This is a genomic window from Actinacidiphila sp. DG2A-62 (assembly GCF_035825295.1).
Lineage (GTDB): Bacteria > Actinomycetota > Actinomycetes > Streptomycetales > Streptomycetaceae > Actinacidiphila.
The window spans coordinates 8458646-8473879 of sequence record NZ_JAYMGI010000002.1 but is presented as its reverse complement, the minus strand read 5'-3'; the positions used below and the strand labels follow the sequence as shown (position 1 = coordinate 8473879).

The following is a 15234-nucleotide window of genomic DNA, read 5'->3' as shown; positions in this document are numbered from 1 at the left end:
GGCGCGCGGCCCGGCGGAGCGGGCCGCGGCGGCGGCCAGCGCGGGGGCGACCGGCTGCCGCCGCCCCGCCCGATACGTGTAGATGCCCGCTATCGGGCAGGGCCCGAAACGGGCAGTCGTGACGCCCCAGTGGAGTGCCGTCGTCACAGTGATTTTCACCATAGCCATCTGACCTGCGCGGATTCTCTCCGGCTTCGGGCGAAACCGGGCCGGAACGCGTCCGTTATGGGCCCTGGCCGGGCAGAACCCCAGCGGTATAACTCTTCTGCGGGCATCACCGGGCACACGCTGCCCGGACCGGATACGACGACGAATCCAACGCGACGGAAGGCGGGTGGCCTCATGCGGGCAGAAGAACGCCAGCACCGGATCCTCGCCCTCGCACGGCACCAGGGGCAGGTCGAGGTCACCGCCATGGCCGCCGATCTGCGGGTGGCGCCGGAGACCATCCGCCGCGACCTTGGGGTGCTGGAGCGCCGCGGGCTGGTCCGCCGCACCTACGGCGGCGCGTACCCGGTCGAGGGCGCCGGCTTCGAGACGGACCTGGCGCAGCGGGTCACGCTGCACGTGGCCGACAAGCGCCGGATCGCCGCCGAGGCGGTCAAGCTGCTCGGCGAGGCCGAGACCGTGTTCGTGGACGAGGGCTACACCCCCCAGCTCCTCGCCGCGCTGCTGCCGGGCGACCGTCCGCTGACCGTCGTCACCGCCTCGCTGTCCACCGCGGCGGCGGTGGCGGACTCCGCCAACACCACCGTGCTGCTGCTGGGCGGTCGGGTGCGGGCCCGGACGCTGGCCACCGTCGGTTCCTGGGCCTGCGAGATGCTCTCCGGCTTCGTCATCGACCTGGCCTTCATGGGCTCCAACGGCATCTCCAGGGAACTGGGGCTGACCACGCCCGACCCGGTGGTCGCCGATGTGAAGGCCAAGGCGCTGCGGGTCTCGCGGCGCCGGGTGTTCATGGGCCACCACAGCAAGTTCGGCGCGAGCAGCTTCTGCCGCTTCGCGGAGGTCGGCGACTTCGAGGCGATCGTCACCGACACCGGCCTGTCCAGCGCCGAGGCGCACCGCTACACACTGCTGGGCCCGCGCGTCTTCAGGGTCTGACCCGCGGGTCGGCGCGCCCTTTTTCCCCTCCGATCCCCATTCCTCCCCCCTGCACACCCTCCACCCCTGTCATGAAAGGGACGCGTCATGACACTCCCCGCGTCGAGAACGACCCGCCGCGTACTGCCCCCGCTCGCCCTCGCCCTGTGCGGCACCCTGCTCGCCGCGGGCTGCTCGGGAGCCGGCGGATCGGGCGGCGGGTCCGGATCGCACTCGCTGAACGTGCTGATGGTCAACAACCCGCAGATGGTGGACCTGCAGAAGCTCACCGCGGCCAACTTCACCAAGTCCACCGGCATCAAGGTCAACTTCACCGTGCTGCCCGAGGACGACGTCCGCGACAAGATCACCCAGGACTTCTCCAGCCAGGCCGGCCAGTACGACGTGGCGACCATCAGCAACTACGAGACGCCGATCTACGCCAAGAACGGCTGGCTGGCGCCGCTCACCTCGGAGGCGAACGCCGACACCGCCTTCGCGCAGAGCGACATCCTGCCCGCGATGCAGAAGTCGCTGACGTACAACGGTCAGATCTACGCCGAGCCGTTCTACGGTGAGTCTTCCTTCCTGATGTACCGCAAGGACGTGTTCGCCGCCAAGGGCCTGACCATGCCGGCGAACCCGACCTGGGCGCAGGTCGCGGACCTGGCGGCGAAGGCGGACGGCGCGAAGCCCGGTATGAAGGGCATCTGCCTGCGCGGCCAGCCGGGCTGGGGCGAGCTGATCGCCCCGCTGACCACGGTGGTCAACACCATGGGCGGCACCTGGTTCGACACCGACTGGAAGGCGCAGGTCGACAGCCCCGCCTTCACCCAGGCCACCAAGTTCTACGTCGACCTGGTCCGCAAGCACGGCGAGGCCGGCGCCCCGCAGTCCGGGTTCACCGAGTGCCTGAACGACCTGGAGCAGGGCAAGGTCGCGATGTGGTACGACGCCACGTCAGCGGCAGGCTCGCTGGAGGCCTCCGACTCGCCGGTGGCGGGGAAGATCGGCTACGTGCCGGCGCCGGTCGACAAGACCAAGAGCTCCGGATGGCTGTACACCTGGGCCTGGGGCGTGCAGAAGGCCAGCAAGCACCAGTCGGACGCGTGGAAGTTCATCTCCTGGGCGTCCGGCAAGGGTTACGAGAACCTGGTCGGCACCAAGCTCGGCTGGTCCCGGGTGCCGGCCGGCAAGCGCACCTCGACGTACAGCAACGCCGCCTACGTCAACGCCTCGTCCGCCTTCGCCAAGCCCACGCTGAACGCGCTGGAGGCGGCCGACCCGGCCAACCCGGGCGTGCAGCCGCGGCCGGCCCGGGCATCCAGTTCGTCGGCATACCGGAGTTCACCGACCTGGGCACCAAGGTGTCCCAGGAGATCAGCTCCGCGATCGCCGGGCACACCAGCGTGGACAGCGCCCTGAAGACCAGCCAGTCGCTGGCCCAGAAGGTCGCGGACAAGTACGCGGGGCAGTGAGATGAGCACCCCGACCGTGTCACTGTCCTCCGCCGCCGGTACGGCGGCCGGGCGCGCGGGCGCCTCCCCGCCGCGCGCCCGGCCGCGCGGGGCGTGGTCCCGCAGGGCCCCGCTGCTGCCGGCGCTGGTCTTCATGATCGTGGTGACCCAGCTGCCCTTCGTCGGCACCCTGGTGATCTCGTTCATGCGCTGGAACGCCCTGGACCCGGGCAACAAGGGCTTCGCCGGGCTGCAGAACTACAAGGCCGAGTTCACCGACCACGAGCTGCGCTCGTCCATGACGACGACCGTGGTGCTCACCGTGGCCGTGGTGCTGGTCAGCCTGGTGCTCGGGCTCGGGCTGGCGCTGCTGCTGGACCGCAAGTTCCTCGGCCGCGGCATCGTCCGCACCCTGCTGATCACGCCGTTCCTGGTGGTGCCGGTGGCGTCCGCGCTGCTGTGGAAGCACGCCATCTACAACGCCGAGTACGGCCTGATCAACGGCAGCCTGAACTGGCTGTGGAAGCTGTTCGGCAGCGACAACGCGCCGCAGCCCGACTGGCTGTCGCAGTCGCCGAAGCTGGCGGTGGAGGCGTCGCTGATCTGGCAGTGGACGCCGTTCATGATGCTGATCCTGCTCGCCGGGCTGCAGTCCCGCCCCTCCGACGTGATCGAGGCGGCCCGGGTGGACGGCGCGAACAGCTGGCAGATCTTCCGCTACCTCACCTTCCCGCATCTGCGCCGCTACCTGGAGCTGGCCGCGCTGCTGGGCACGGTGTACGTGGTGCAGAACTTCGACGCCGTGTTCACCCTCACCTCCGGCGGGCTCGGCACCGCCAACCTGCCGTACGCCGTCTACAGCACCTTCTACCAGGCGCACGACTACGGGCAGGCGTCCGCGGAGGGCGTCATCGTGGTGGTGCTGTCGATCATCGTGGCGACCTTCGCGCTGCGCACCGTCTCGTCGCTGCTGCGAGAGGAGATCCGCTGATGGCCCCGACCGCCGCTGCCCCCACGGCCTGCGCCGCCCGCGAGCCGGCGCGGCGCGCCGCCACCGCTCCGGCCGCCGCGCGCGAGCGCCGCAACCGCACCCTGCTGGGCCTGCTGGCGTGGGTGTGCGGGATCGTGTTCTTCCTCCCCTTCGCCTGGATGGTGCTCACCTCGCTGCACAGCGAGCAGGACGCGGCGGCGAACCCGCCGCACCTGGGCGCCTCGCTGACGCTGCACGGCTACCGCGAGTTCTTCGGCTCCGGCACCGGGGTCAGTCCCTGGCCGCCGCTGGAGAACTCGCTGACCGCGGCCGTCGGCTCCACCCTGCTGGTGCTCGTGCTGGCGATCCCGGCGGCGTACGCGCTGTCGATCAAGCCGGTGCGCAAGTGGTCGGACGCGATGTTCTTCTTCCTGTCCACCAAGATGCTGCCCGCGGTGGCCGGCCTGCTGCCGGTCTACCTGATCGCCAAGAACGCCCACCTGCTGGACAACATCTGGCTGCTGGTCCTGCTCTACACCTCGATGAACCTGCCGATCGCGGTGTGGATGATGCGCTCGTTCCTCGCCGACGTGCCCTCGGCGATCATGGAGGCCGCCTCCATCGACGGCGCGGGACTGCCGACGATCCTGGTGCGGATCGTGGCGCCCGTGGTGATGCCGGGCATCGCGGCCACCGCGCTGATCTCGTTCATCTTCAGCTGGAACGAGCTGCTGTTCGCCCGGGTGCTGACCGGGGTGGTGGCCGGCACCGCGCCGGTCTTCCTCACCTCGTTCGTCACCAGCCAGGGCCTGTTCCTGGCGAAGGTGTGCGCCGCGGCGGTGTGCATCTCGCTGCCGGTGCTGGCCGCCGGGTTCGCCGCGCAGGACAAGCTCGTCCAAGGACTCTCTCTAGGAGCGGTCAAGTGAAAGCTGCCGTCATCAGCTCGCCCGGCGTCGTCGGCATCGAGACGGTCGACGATCCGACGCCGGGCCCGTCCGAGGTCGTGGTGCGGGTCGCCGCCTGTGGTCTGTGCGGGACCGACCTGCACATCCTCCAGGGCGAGTTCGCCCCGACGCTGCCCATCGTGCCGGGCCACGAGTTCGCCGGCGAGGTGGTCGCGGCGGGCGCCGCGGTGGAGCGGCTGGCGGTCGGCGACCGGGTCGCGGTGGACCCGTCGCTGTACTGCCACGAGTGCCACTACTGCCGGATCGGCCGCTCCAACCTGTGCGAGCGGTGGAACGCCATCGGCGTCACCGTCCCCGGCGGCGCCGCGGAGTTCGCGGTCGCGCCGGAGGCGAACTGCGTCAAGCTGCCCGACCATGTGCGCACCGAGGACGCGGCGCTGATCGAGCCGCTGTCCTGCGCGGTGCGCGGCTACGACATCCTGCGCTCCACGCTCGCCTCGCATGTGCTGATCTACGGGTCGGGCACGATGGGCCTGATGATGCTGGAGCTGGCCAAGCGCACCGGCGCGGCCACCGTGGACGTGGTGGACCTCAACGAGGAGCGGCTGGCGACCGCCCGCGCCCTGGGCGTGAGCGAGACCGCGACCACCGCGGACGCGATCGAGCGGCCGCGCGGCTGGGACGTGGTGATCGACGCCACCGGCAACGCCAAGGCCATCCAGGACGGCCTCGGCCGGGTCGGCAAGGGCGGCACCTTCCTGCAGTTCGGCGTCGCGGACTACGCGGCCCGCGCCACCATCGACCCGTACCGGATCTACAACCAGGAGATCACCATCACCGGGTCGATGGCGGTGCTGCACAGCTACGAGCGGGCCGCCGAGCTGTTCGCCGGCGGGGTGCTGGACCCGGAGGTGTTCATCAGCGACCGGCTGCCGCTGGTGGACTACGCCGCGGCGCTCGACCGCTTCAAGGCGGGCCAGGGCCGCAAGATCCAGGTGAACCCGTAAACGATCCCGCCCGCGGCTCCGCCCGCGGCGCCGTCCGCGGTCCCGCCCTCGCCCCGCACGTGTCCCGCCGCCCGGCGCGCCGTGTCCACGGGCGGCCGGCGCGGCGGCGGACGGCGCCGCGGGCAGTGGAGCGCGCGGGACCCGATGGCGGACCATGGCCGGGGACGGCCGCAGGACGACGGCCGGCGGTGACGGCCGGGAACGGAACGAGGAGGCGACATGGCGCAGGCCGCCCTGGTGATCGGCGAGGCGCTCACCGACGTGCTGGTCGGGCCGGACGGGGAGCGGCGCGGCATGCCCGGCGGCAGCCCGGCGAACGTGGCGCTGGGCCTGGGCCGGCTCGGCCACCCGGTGCGCTTCGCGACCCGCGTCGGCCGCGACTTCTTCGGCACGGTGCTGCGCGAGCGGCTGGAGGCCGGCGGCGTCGAGTTCGTCACGGGATCGGTGGACGACGCGCCCACCTCCACCGCGACCGCGCGGCTGGACGGCGCCGGGTCGGCGACCTACGACTTCGACATCGACTGGGAGCTGTCGGCGGCGGCGGTGCGGGCGGTGCGCGGCGGGCCGGCGGCCCACGTGCACACCGGCTCGATCGCCGCCGGGCTGCCGCCGGGCGCCGACACCGTGCTCGACCTGGTCGAGGGGGCGCGGGCGGCGGCGACGGTGTCGTACGACCCCAATCTGCGCCCGGCGCTGCTGGGTCCGCCGGAGCGCGAACGCGCCCGGGTGGAGCGTCTGGTGGCGGCGAGCGACGTGGTCAAGGCGAGCGACGAGGATTTGTCCTGGCTGTACCCGGGCGTGGAGCCGACCAAGGCCGCCGCCCGCTGGGCGGAGCAGGGCGGTCCCGCGCTGGTGGTGCTGACGATGGGCGGGCGCGGTGCGCGCGCCTGGTGGCGGCGGGGCAGTGTGCACGTCGCGGCCCCGGTGATCGCCGTGCGGGACACCGTCGGGGCCGGCGACGCGTTCACCTCGGCGCTGCTCGCGGGGCTGCTGTCGGCGGGTCTGCTCGGTGCCGGCGAAGGGCCGCGGGCGGCGCTGGCGGAGGCGACGGACGGGCCGGCGCCGGCCGCGCCGGTGCTGCGCGCCTTGACCCTGGCCGCCCGGGCAGCGGCGCTGACCTGCACCCGCGAGGGCGCGGACCCGCCGACCGCCGCGGAGCTGCGGGAGGACGCCGGCTGAGCACGGACGGACGGCGACTGTCGACCTCGACTTCAGGGTGAGGGTCGCGCCGACAGCGGCGGTCGAAGGCTGAGGCTCAGCTGAAGGGCCGCAGGTCCGGATGGCGCCGGGAGCGGCCCTCCAGCAGGCCGTGGTCGTCCTCGTCGCGCAGCCACCGGCCGAAGAACGCGGCCAGCAGCGCCCGGTCGGCGGCGACGGCCCGGCGCGGCGGCACGGTGCCGATGTCCCGCGCCACCGTCGCCTCGGACAGCCCCAGCCTGCGGGCCAGTTGGGGCACGATCACCTCGAAGTCGGTGAAGCTGCCGTGCGCGGCGCCGTGCAGCGTGAAACCGGCCCGCGGCCCGCGGCTGTTGCGCCACAGCGCGTCCCACGAGGGCACGGTGCGGCGGGTGTTGCCGTCGCTGCCGACGAGCAGGAACGGACGGTCCACGCCGTCGGCGGCGACCGTCGACAGGAAGCCGGTGTCGGAGTCCTCCTGGACGTACGCGACGACCCCGTCGAGGTCCGCCGCGGCCAGCAGCCGGGCGTCGTCGTGCGTCGCCTGGAGGGCGGCGAAGCCGCCCGCGGACTGGCCGAACGCCGCGACGCGGCTCCAGTCGGCCGCCGCGCGCAGGGAGTCGGCAGCGGTCCTGGCGCGCGGCCCCGCCATGGTCCCGGTCACGGACCCGGCCACGGACCTGGACCCGGTCCCGGTCACGGACCCGGTCCTGGTCAGGTCCGCGCTCCCGGTCGCCGCCGCTGCCAGCGCCGCCGGCAGCGCGTCGAGCACGAAGCGCAGGTCGTCCACCCGCACGCCCAGCACCCTGCGCAGCAGGGCGGCGACCCGCACCGGGTCCGGGTGCTCCGGGTCGGGCACGGCCTCGGCCAGTTCGGCGGGCAGCACGCTCGTCTCGACACGGCCGCCGGGGAACTCGACCGCGCACGCGTCGTAGGTGTGGTCGACCATGACGACGACGAAGCCGCGGGAGGCCAGGTCGTCGCAGAGCGTGGTGCCGAGCGAGCGGGGGTCGCCGGCGCCCGGCGAGTACAGCACGACCGGGCGGCGGCCCGAGGCGGCGGGCGCGCCGGTGTGCGCCCGGGTCCAGGTGGCCGCCCAGTCGACCCGGTCGGCGGGCACGTCGCCGAGGCCGTTGAGCGCGACGAAGCCGGCCGCCTCGCCGGGCAGCATCTGCGGCGCGGCGGGGAACCCGGCGACCGCCGCGGCCGGGTAGCGCACCGACACCATCAGCTCGCGCCGGCCGCGCCCGGTCCACGGGTCGCGGCGCGCGGGGTCCACCAGGCGCAGGGCCAGGGTGCCGACCGGATACGGGCCGCCGGGCGCCGGGAGCGTGACGCGCACCAGGTCCCCCCGGCCCTCGCCGGGGCGCGGACGCCCGTGACCGGGCGGACCCGCGGCGGCCGCGGCGCGCCCGGCCGAGGCGGTCGCCACGGTGGCCGCCGCGGTGGCGGCGAGCGCGGCTGCGGACAGGACGGCGGCACGGCGGGTCTGCACGGCGGCTCCTCGGGAGGCGGGGTCCGGGCTTCGGGTCGGGGTCGGATGGGGTCGGGTCCGGGTGTCGGGGCGTCGGTTCCGGGCGGGGGGCGTCCGGACTGGGGCTTCCGGGCCGGGGGTGTCCGGACCGGGGGTGCCTGGACCGGGCGTCCGAGCCCGGGGTGTCCCGGCCACCGTGCCGGGCCGCCGTTCCGGGCCGGCGTTCCGGGCCGGCGTTTCGACCCGGGGCGTCCGGCGTCTCCAGCCTGCGGCAGCGCCGGGGCGCGCGCCCATCCGGCGTGCCGGTGGACCGGCCCGGGGGTTTTCCCCGCCGCGCCGGGCCGCGGGGCCCGGTGCGCGTCGACCGGGGAGCGCGGGGCCCGCGGCCGCGGGCAGCGGGGCGCGCGGACCGGATGCGCGGCGGCTGCCGACCCGGCGGCCCGCGGCGTTCGGCGAGTCGGGGGACTTCCTGGGCGGGGGGCATTCCGGCCGCCGATCGGGGGCACAAGCTGGTGCATGACGGAGATCGGTCTGCCCGGCGGCGTGCGCGCCTGCCTCTTCGACCTCGACGGCGTCCTCACCCCGACGGCCCTGGTGCACGCGGCCGCGTGGAAGGAGATGTTCGACTCGTTCCTGGAGCAGTTGCAGGGGCCGGGCTTCCGGCCCTTCGACCCGGTGGGCGACTACGACGCCTACGTGGACGGCCGGCCGCGCGGCGACGGCGTCCGTACGTTCCTGGCCTCGCGCGGCATCGAACTGCCCGAGGGCGACGAGGACGACCCGCCGCGGGCGCAGACGGTCCACGGGCTGGGCAACCGCAAGAACGAGCTGGTGCTGCGGAAGATCCGCGACGAGGGCGTACGCCCCTACCCGGGGTCGGTGCGCTACCTGGAGGCGGTGCGCGCCGCCGGGCTGCGCACGGCCGTGGTCTCCTCCAGCGCCAACTGCCGCGACGTGCTGGTCTCGGCCGGCATCGAGCACCTGCTGGAGGTGCGGGTGGACGGCGTGACGATCAGGGAGCTGGGACTGCGCGGCAAGCCGAAGCCCGACACGTTCCTGTACGCGGCCGGCGAGCTGGGCATGACCGCCGCGCAGTGCGCGGTGTTCGAGGACGCGCTGGTCGGCATGGACGCCGGGCGCGAGGGCCGGTTCGGCCACGTGGTCGGCGTGGACCGGGTGGGGCAGGCCGAGGAGCTGCGCAAGCACGGCGCGGACGTCGTGGTGAAGGACCTGGCGGAGCTGATCGGGGTGCCCGCATGATCACCGACCCGGCGTACGAGGTCGGGGCGTGGAGCCTGCGCGAGTGCGAGCTGAACCTCGACCTGCTGCCGCAGAGCGAGTCGGTGTTCGCGCTGTCCAACGGCCACATCGGCTGGCGCGGCAATCTCGACGAGGGCGAGCCGAACGGCCTGCCGGGCTCCTACCTCAACGGCCTGCACGAGCTGCACCCGCTGCCGTACGCGGAGGCGGGCTACGGCTACCCGGAGTCCGGTCAGACGGTCATCAACGTCACCAACGGCAAGCTGATCAGGCTGCTGGTCGACGACGAGCCGTTCGACCTGCGCTACGGCACGGTCCGCCGGCACGAGCGGGAGCTGGACATGCGGACCGGCGTGCTGCGCCGCAGGTGCGAGTGGGTGTCGCCGGCCGGGCGCGCGGTGCGGGTCACGTCGGTGCGGATGGTGTCCTTCAAGCAGCGGGCGGTCGCGGCGATCGCCTACGAGGTGGAGCCGCTGGACGAGCAGGTGCGGGTGGTGGTGCAGTCCGAGCTGGCGGCGAACGAGGAGCTGCCGCACCAGCCGGGCGATCCGCGGGTGGCCGCGGCCCTGGAGTCGCCGCTGCGGCCGGAGGAGCACTTCGCCGACGGCACCCGGCTGCGGCTGATCCACTCCACCGCCCGCAGCGGGCTGCGGCTGGCCGCCGCGGCCGACCACCGGGTGAGCGGCCCGGACGGCACCCAGCTGTCGAGCGAGTCGGCCGCCGACGTGGCCCGGCTCACGGTGACCTCGGTGCTGGAGGCCGGGCAGCGGCTGCGGATCGAGAAGTTCGTCGGCTACGGCTGGTCGGCGGCGCGGTCGCTGCCGGCGCTGCGCGACCAGGCGGACGCGGCGCTGGTCGGCGCGCGGGACACCGGCTGGCAGGGGCTGCTGGACCAGCAGCGCGCGTACCTGGACGACTTCTGGGAGCAGGCGGACGTCGAGATCGACGGCGACACCGAGATCCAGCAGGCGGTGCGGTTCGGGCTGTTCCACGTGCTGCAGAGCGGCGCGCGGGCCGAGGAGCGGGCGATCCCGGCGAAGGGGCTGACCGGCTCCGGCTACGACGGGCACACCTTCTGGGACGCCGAGACGGTGGTGCTGCCGCTGCTCACCTTCACCGCGCCGCGGGCCGCCGCCGAGGTGCTGCGCTGGCGGCAGAACACGCTGCCGACGGCCAAGGAGCGCGCGACCCAACTGGGCCTGCGGGGCGCGGCGTTCCCCTGGCGGACGATCAACGGCGACGAGGCGTCGGGCTACTGGCCGGCCGGCACCGCCGCCTTCCACATCAACGCCGACATCGCGGACGCGGTGGTGCGGTACGTGGCGACCACCGGCGACGAGGTGTTCGAGGCCGAGACCGGGCTGGAACTGCTGGTGGAGACCGCCCGGCTGTGGCGTTCGCTGGGCCACCACGACCACGCGGGCGCCTTCCACATCGACGGCGTGACCGGCCCCGACGAGTACAGCGCGGTCGCCGACGACAACACGTACACCAACCTGATGGCCCAGGCGAACCTGTTGGCCGCGGCGGACGCCGCCGAGCGCCATCCGCGGCACGCGTCGGCGCTGGGCGTCACCGACGAGGAGACGGCGGCCTGGCGCGACGCGGCGGCGGCGATGACCGTGCCGTACGACGAGGAGCTGGGCGTCCACCAGCAGTCCGAGGGCTACACCCGGCACCAGCGCTGGGACTTCGCGGCGACCGGCGTGGACCGCTACCCGCTGATGCTGCACTACCCGTACTTCGACCTGTACCGCAAGCAGGTGGTCAAGCAGGCGGACCTGGTGCTGGCGCTGTACCTGCGCGGGGACGCGTTCACGCCCGAGCAGAAGGCCCGGGACTTCGCCTACTACGAGCCGCTGACGGTGCGGGACTCCTCGCTGAGCGCGTACTGCCAGTCGGTGGTCGCCGCCGAGGTGGGCCATCTGCAGCTCGCCTACGACTACCTGGGCGAGACGGCGCTGATGGACCTGGAGGACCTGGAGAACAACGCGCGCGACGGGCTGCACATCGCCGCGCTGGCCGGCACCTGGACGGCGCTGGTGGCCGGCTTCGGCGGGATGCGGCTGTTCGACGGGGACTCGTTGCGGTTCGCGCCGCGGCTGCCGGGGGCGCTGAGCCGGCTGGCGTTCCGGCTGCTGTTCCGGGGCCGCCGGCTGCGCGTGGAGGTCCGGCCGGCCTCGGCGACGTACACCCTGGCCGAGGGCGAGCCGCTGGAGATCCTGCACTACGAGGAGCCGTTCACGCTGACCTCCGCGGCGCCGGTGGTGCGTGACCTGCCGCAGCTCAAGCACCTGCCGCAGCCCGAGCAGCCGCCGGGGCGCGCGCCGCGTCGCCGGGCGCAGCGCGAGCGGTGACGGGTGCAGCGCGAGCGATGACGGCGGGCGGGCGCGCGGCCAGCCGGCGGGCGGCGGGGGCCGCGGCCCCCGGGGTCACAGCCAGCCGCGGCGCTTGAACTGCCGGTAGAGCAGCGCGACGACCACGGCCATCACGCCGAGCGCCGCCGGATAGCCCCAGACCTGGCGCAGCTCGGGCATGTGGCGGAAGTTCATGCCGTAGATGCCGGCGATCATCGTGGGTACCGCGGCCATGGCCGCCCACGCCGAGATCTTGCGCATGTCGTCGTTCTGCCGCACGCCGACCTGGGTGAGGTGCGCGGCCAGGATGTCGGAGAGCAGCCGGTCCAGCCCCTCCCCCGCGTCCCCGGCGCGTGAGAGGTGGTCGGCGACGTCGCGGAAGAAGGCGCGGGTGCCGTCGCCGACGAAGGGCGTGGTGCCGGAGGCGAGCCGTGCCATCGGCTCGCTGAGCGGGCCGGTGGCACGGCGGAACTCCAGCACCTGGCGTTTGAAGGCGTAGATCACCCCGGCCACCCGGGCGGAGTCGCCGCCGGTGGGCGCGAAGACCTGCTCCTCCAGCTCCTCCAGGTCGACCTGGAGCTCGGCGGCGATCTCCAGGTAGTCGTCCACGACGCTGTCGCAGATCGCGTAGAGCACCGCGACCGGGCCGCGCCTGAGCAGCCGCGGGTCGTCCTCCAGCCGCTTCCTGACGTCCGCGGCGGTCGCCGCCTCGCCGTGCCGGACGGTGACCACGAAGGACTCGCCGATGAAGACCATCAGCTCGGCGGCGGTGACGGTGGCCGCGTCGTCGTCGTAGGACAGCGGTTTGACCACGGTGAACAGGGCGTCGCGGTAGACCTCCATCTTGGGGCGCTGGTGGGCCTTGAGCGCGTCCTCGACGGCCAGCGGGTGCAGTCCGAACTCGGTGGCCAGCAGGTCGAACTCGTCGGGCGTCGGCTCGCGCATGCCGACCCACACGAAGGCGTCGGCGGCGTCCCGCGCGCGGGCGATGGCCTCGCGCAGCTCGCCCGGCCGCTCGTCGCGGCGCCCCTTGTCGTACACCGCCCAGTCCACGATCACCCGTGTCCGCCTCTCCTCGTCCCGTCGCCGTGCCGCGCGCCCGCCCGGCCACGTCCCGGGGCCCGCGACGCGACCTCGCGGCGCGGCGGGCCGCCGCGGGGCGTCCCGCGCCGTCGCGGGACCCCTTGCACCTTCCCGCTCGGCGCGCGGTCATCCCGGCAGCCGCGCCCGGTCGGCGCGGGCCCATTGACAGCCGGGTCGCGGACGCCAAATATGGGAGCGCTCCCACACGTGTGCGCACCCCCCACGTCCCGCCTGCCGAAGGTGAGAACCCGTGCACTTCCCAAGAGCCCAGTCCCGCGCGCCCTGGCGCGCCCGCGCCGCCGCGGCGCTGACCGTCTCGGCGCTGGGCGCCGCCCTGCTGGCCGGTGGGCCCGCCGCCGCCGATCCCGCTCCGCACGCCGACGGCGCGCCGGCCGCGGTGGACGTGACGGTGAACGCCGCCGAGGGCCGCGGCACCATCCCCGACACCGCCTACGGCCTCAACAGCGCGGTGTGGGACGCCCAGATGAACGCCCCCGACGTGCAGGACCTGCTGCAGTCGGCGCACATCGGCGCGCTGCGCTACCCGGGCGGCTCGTACGGGGACCTCTACCACTGGCAGGACAACACCGCGCCCGGCGGCTACGTCGCGCCCGGCACGGACTTCGACGCGTTCATGGGCACGGTCAAGAAGATCGGGGCGCAGCCGATCCTGATCGCGAACTACGGCTCGGGCACGCCGCAGGAGGCGGCGGACTGGGTGCGCTACGCCAACGTCACCAAGGGCTACGGCGCGAAGCTGTGGGAGGTCGGCAACGAGCTGTACGGCAACGGGCACTACGGCTCGGGCTGGGAGCGCGACGACCACGCCGACACCTCGCCGGCCGCCTACGGCCGCAACGTGGTCGCCTACGCCTCGGCGATGAAGGCGGTGGACCCGACGGTGAAGGTCGGCGCGGTGCTGACGATGCCCGGCAACTGGCCGGACGGGGTGATGGCCGACGGCGAGAGCGCGGACTGGAACCACACGGTGATCCCGCTGATCGCCGGCAAGGCGGACTTCGTGATCGTGCACTGGTACCCCGGCGGCTCCGACGCGGCCCAGGCGCTCGGCACGACCTCCCAGTTGACCGGCGAACTCGCCCAGCTGCGGGCGCAGCTGGACGCGAACGGCGCCGCCAGGACGCCGATCGCGCTGACCGAGGTCAACTCCAACGTCGACGAGGACACCCAGCCGGACGCGCTGTTCGGGGCCGACGCCTACGCGACCGCGCTGGAGAGCGGGGTGTTCACCGTCGACTGGTGGGACACCCACAACGGGCCGACCGCAATCAGCACCGCCCCAGACGGCGCGACCGACTACGGGGACTACGGCATCCTGTCCAGCGGGACCTGCGTGGGCAGCGTCTGCGAACCGCCGCTGAACACGCCGTTCCCGACGTACCACGCGATCTCCATGCTCAGCCGGCTCGGCCGGCCGGGCGACCAGCTGGTGGGCGCGGCCACGGACGACCCGCTGGTGGCCGCGCACGCGGTGCACCAGGCGAACGGCGACCTGAGCGTGCTGCTGATCAACAAGGACCCGGCCGCGGCCCGGCAGGTCGCGCTGCACTACTCCGGCTTCCGCCCCGACCCCGCGTCGGCGACCGTGGCGACCTTCCGGGACGGGGCGAACGCGATCGACACGGCGACGACCACGGACACCGGCGCGGTGGCGCTGCCGCCGTACTCGCTGACCACGATCACGCTGCACCAGGCGGCGGGCACCGCCTCGGCGCTGTCCGCCCCCGGCGGGGTCCACGTCACCGCGGCCGGCGCCACCTCGGCGACCGTCGCCTGGAACCCCTCGACCGGCGGCAAGGCCGACCGGTACGAGGTCTACCGGCAGGTCGGCGCGGTCAGCGAGCTGCTGGGCAGTTCCACCGGCGGATCGGTCACCGTGCCCAACCTCACCCCCGGCTCCACGTTCACCTGGAACGTGCTGGCGCGGGACTCGTCCGGGCGGCTGTCGCGGCCCTCGGACCCGGTGACGGTGCGCACCGGCACTCCGGCCGAGGCCGACTGCGCGGTGTCGTACCAGGTCACCGCCGGCTGGGGGAACGGCTGGAACGCCAACGTGACGGTCACCGACACCGGCCCCGCGCCGATCACCGGCTGGACGCTGGCCTTCCGCTTCCCCAGCACGGGCGAGTCGGTCACCGGCTTCTGGAACGCGAACGTCAGCACGCGGGGCCAGGACGTGGTGGCGACCCCGGTGGACTGGAACGGCACGCTGGCCGCGCACGGCGGGAACTCGGTGAGCTTCGGCTTCACCGGGGCGAACACCGGCGCGAACCCGCCGCCGACGGTGTTCACGCTCAACGGCACGGTCTGCACGACGACCTGACCGGCGTACCGGCCCGCCCGGTCCGGACCGCTCGCCCGGTCCGGACCGTTCGCCCGGTTCCCCGCCGCGGGAGCCGGGCAGCGGGCCTCCGCCGCCCGGGTGCACCCGATTCGCCCAC

General features: G+C 73.9%; 10 protein-coding genes and 1 pseudogene. 9 read left to right on the top strand and 2 right to left on the bottom strand.

Going from position 1 to position 15234, the window contains the following annotated elements; genetic code table 11:
- Positions 1–342 precede the first annotated feature (342 nt).
- The 6 genes and pseudogenes from VSR01_RS37180 (at position 343) to VSR01_RS37155 (ending at position 6601) form a co-directional block, all read left to right on the top strand.
- Complete coding sequence (locus VSR01_RS37180) at positions 343–1104, top strand: DeoR/GlpR family DNA-binding transcription regulator (RefSeq protein ID WP_326453367.1); 762 nt, start codon at positions 343–345, stop codon at positions 1102–1104.
- 87 nt (positions 1105–1191) lie between these two features.
- Positions 1192–2561: pseudogene (locus VSR01_RS37175) on the top strand (ABC transporter substrate-binding protein).
- 1 nt (position 2562) lies between these two features.
- Positions 2563–3531, top strand: coding sequence for a carbohydrate ABC transporter permease (locus VSR01_RS37170; RefSeq protein ID WP_442785623.1), 969 nt, complete (start codon positions 2563–2565; stop codon positions 3529–3531).
- On the top strand, positions 3531–4436 hold the full coding sequence (locus VSR01_RS37165; RefSeq protein WP_326453366.1) for a carbohydrate ABC transporter permease: 906 nt from the start codon (positions 3531–3533) through the stop codon (positions 4434–4436). The genes VSR01_RS37170 and VSR01_RS37165 overlap by 1 nt, the downstream gene beginning before the upstream one ends.
- A complete protein-coding gene (locus VSR01_RS37160) occupies positions 4433–5422 on the top strand; it encodes a zinc-dependent alcohol dehydrogenase family protein (protein ID WP_326453365.1) in 990 nt (329 codons plus the stop codon). Before VSR01_RS37165 ends, VSR01_RS37160 begins: the two co-directional genes overlap by 4 nt.
- A 219-nt stretch (positions 5423–5641) precedes the next feature.
- The gene (locus VSR01_RS37155; RefSeq protein ID WP_326453364.1) at positions 5642–6601 is read left to right on the top strand and encodes a carbohydrate kinase family protein; all 960 of its coding nucleotides are present in this window, start codon (positions 5642–5644) and stop codon (positions 6599–6601) included.
- A 76-nt stretch (positions 6602–6677) separates the two neighbouring features.
- On the opposite strand, the gene VSR01_RS37150 is transcribed toward VSR01_RS37155, so the two are convergent.
- Positions 6678–8093, bottom strand: a complete 1416-nt coding sequence (locus VSR01_RS37150; RefSeq protein WP_326453363.1) for an alpha/beta hydrolase — start codon at positions 8091–8093, stop codon at positions 6678–6680.
- A gap of 495 nt (positions 8094–8588) precedes the next feature.
- On the opposite strand from VSR01_RS37150, the gene VSR01_RS37145 reads away from it, so the two are divergent.
- Both VSR01_RS37145 and VSR01_RS37140 read left to right on the top strand, forming a co-directional pair.
- On the top strand, positions 8589–9332 hold the full coding sequence (locus VSR01_RS37145) for an HAD family hydrolase (protein WP_326453362.1): 744 nt from the start codon (positions 8589–8591) through the stop codon (positions 9330–9332).
- A complete protein-coding gene (locus VSR01_RS37140) occupies positions 9329–11689 on the top strand; it encodes a glycoside hydrolase family 65 protein (protein WP_326453361.1) in 2361 nt (786 codons plus the stop codon). Before VSR01_RS37145 ends, VSR01_RS37140 begins: the two co-directional genes overlap by 4 nt.
- A 75-nt stretch (positions 11690–11764) precedes the next feature.
- Here VSR01_RS37140 and corA read toward each other — a convergent pair whose 3' ends face one another.
- Entirely contained in the window at positions 11765–12748 is a 984-nt protein-coding gene (gene corA, locus VSR01_RS37135) for a magnesium/cobalt transporter CorA (protein ID WP_326453360.1), read from the bottom strand.
- 274 nt (positions 12749–13022) lie between these two features.
- Here corA and VSR01_RS37130 point away from each other — a divergent pair, with 274 nt between their 5' ends.
- Positions 13023–15116: a cellulose binding domain-containing protein gene (locus VSR01_RS37130; RefSeq protein WP_326453359.1), complete on the top strand. Its 2094-nt coding sequence runs from the start codon at positions 13023–13025 to the stop codon at positions 15114–15116.
- The last annotated feature ends 118 nt before the right edge of the window (positions 15117–15234 follow it).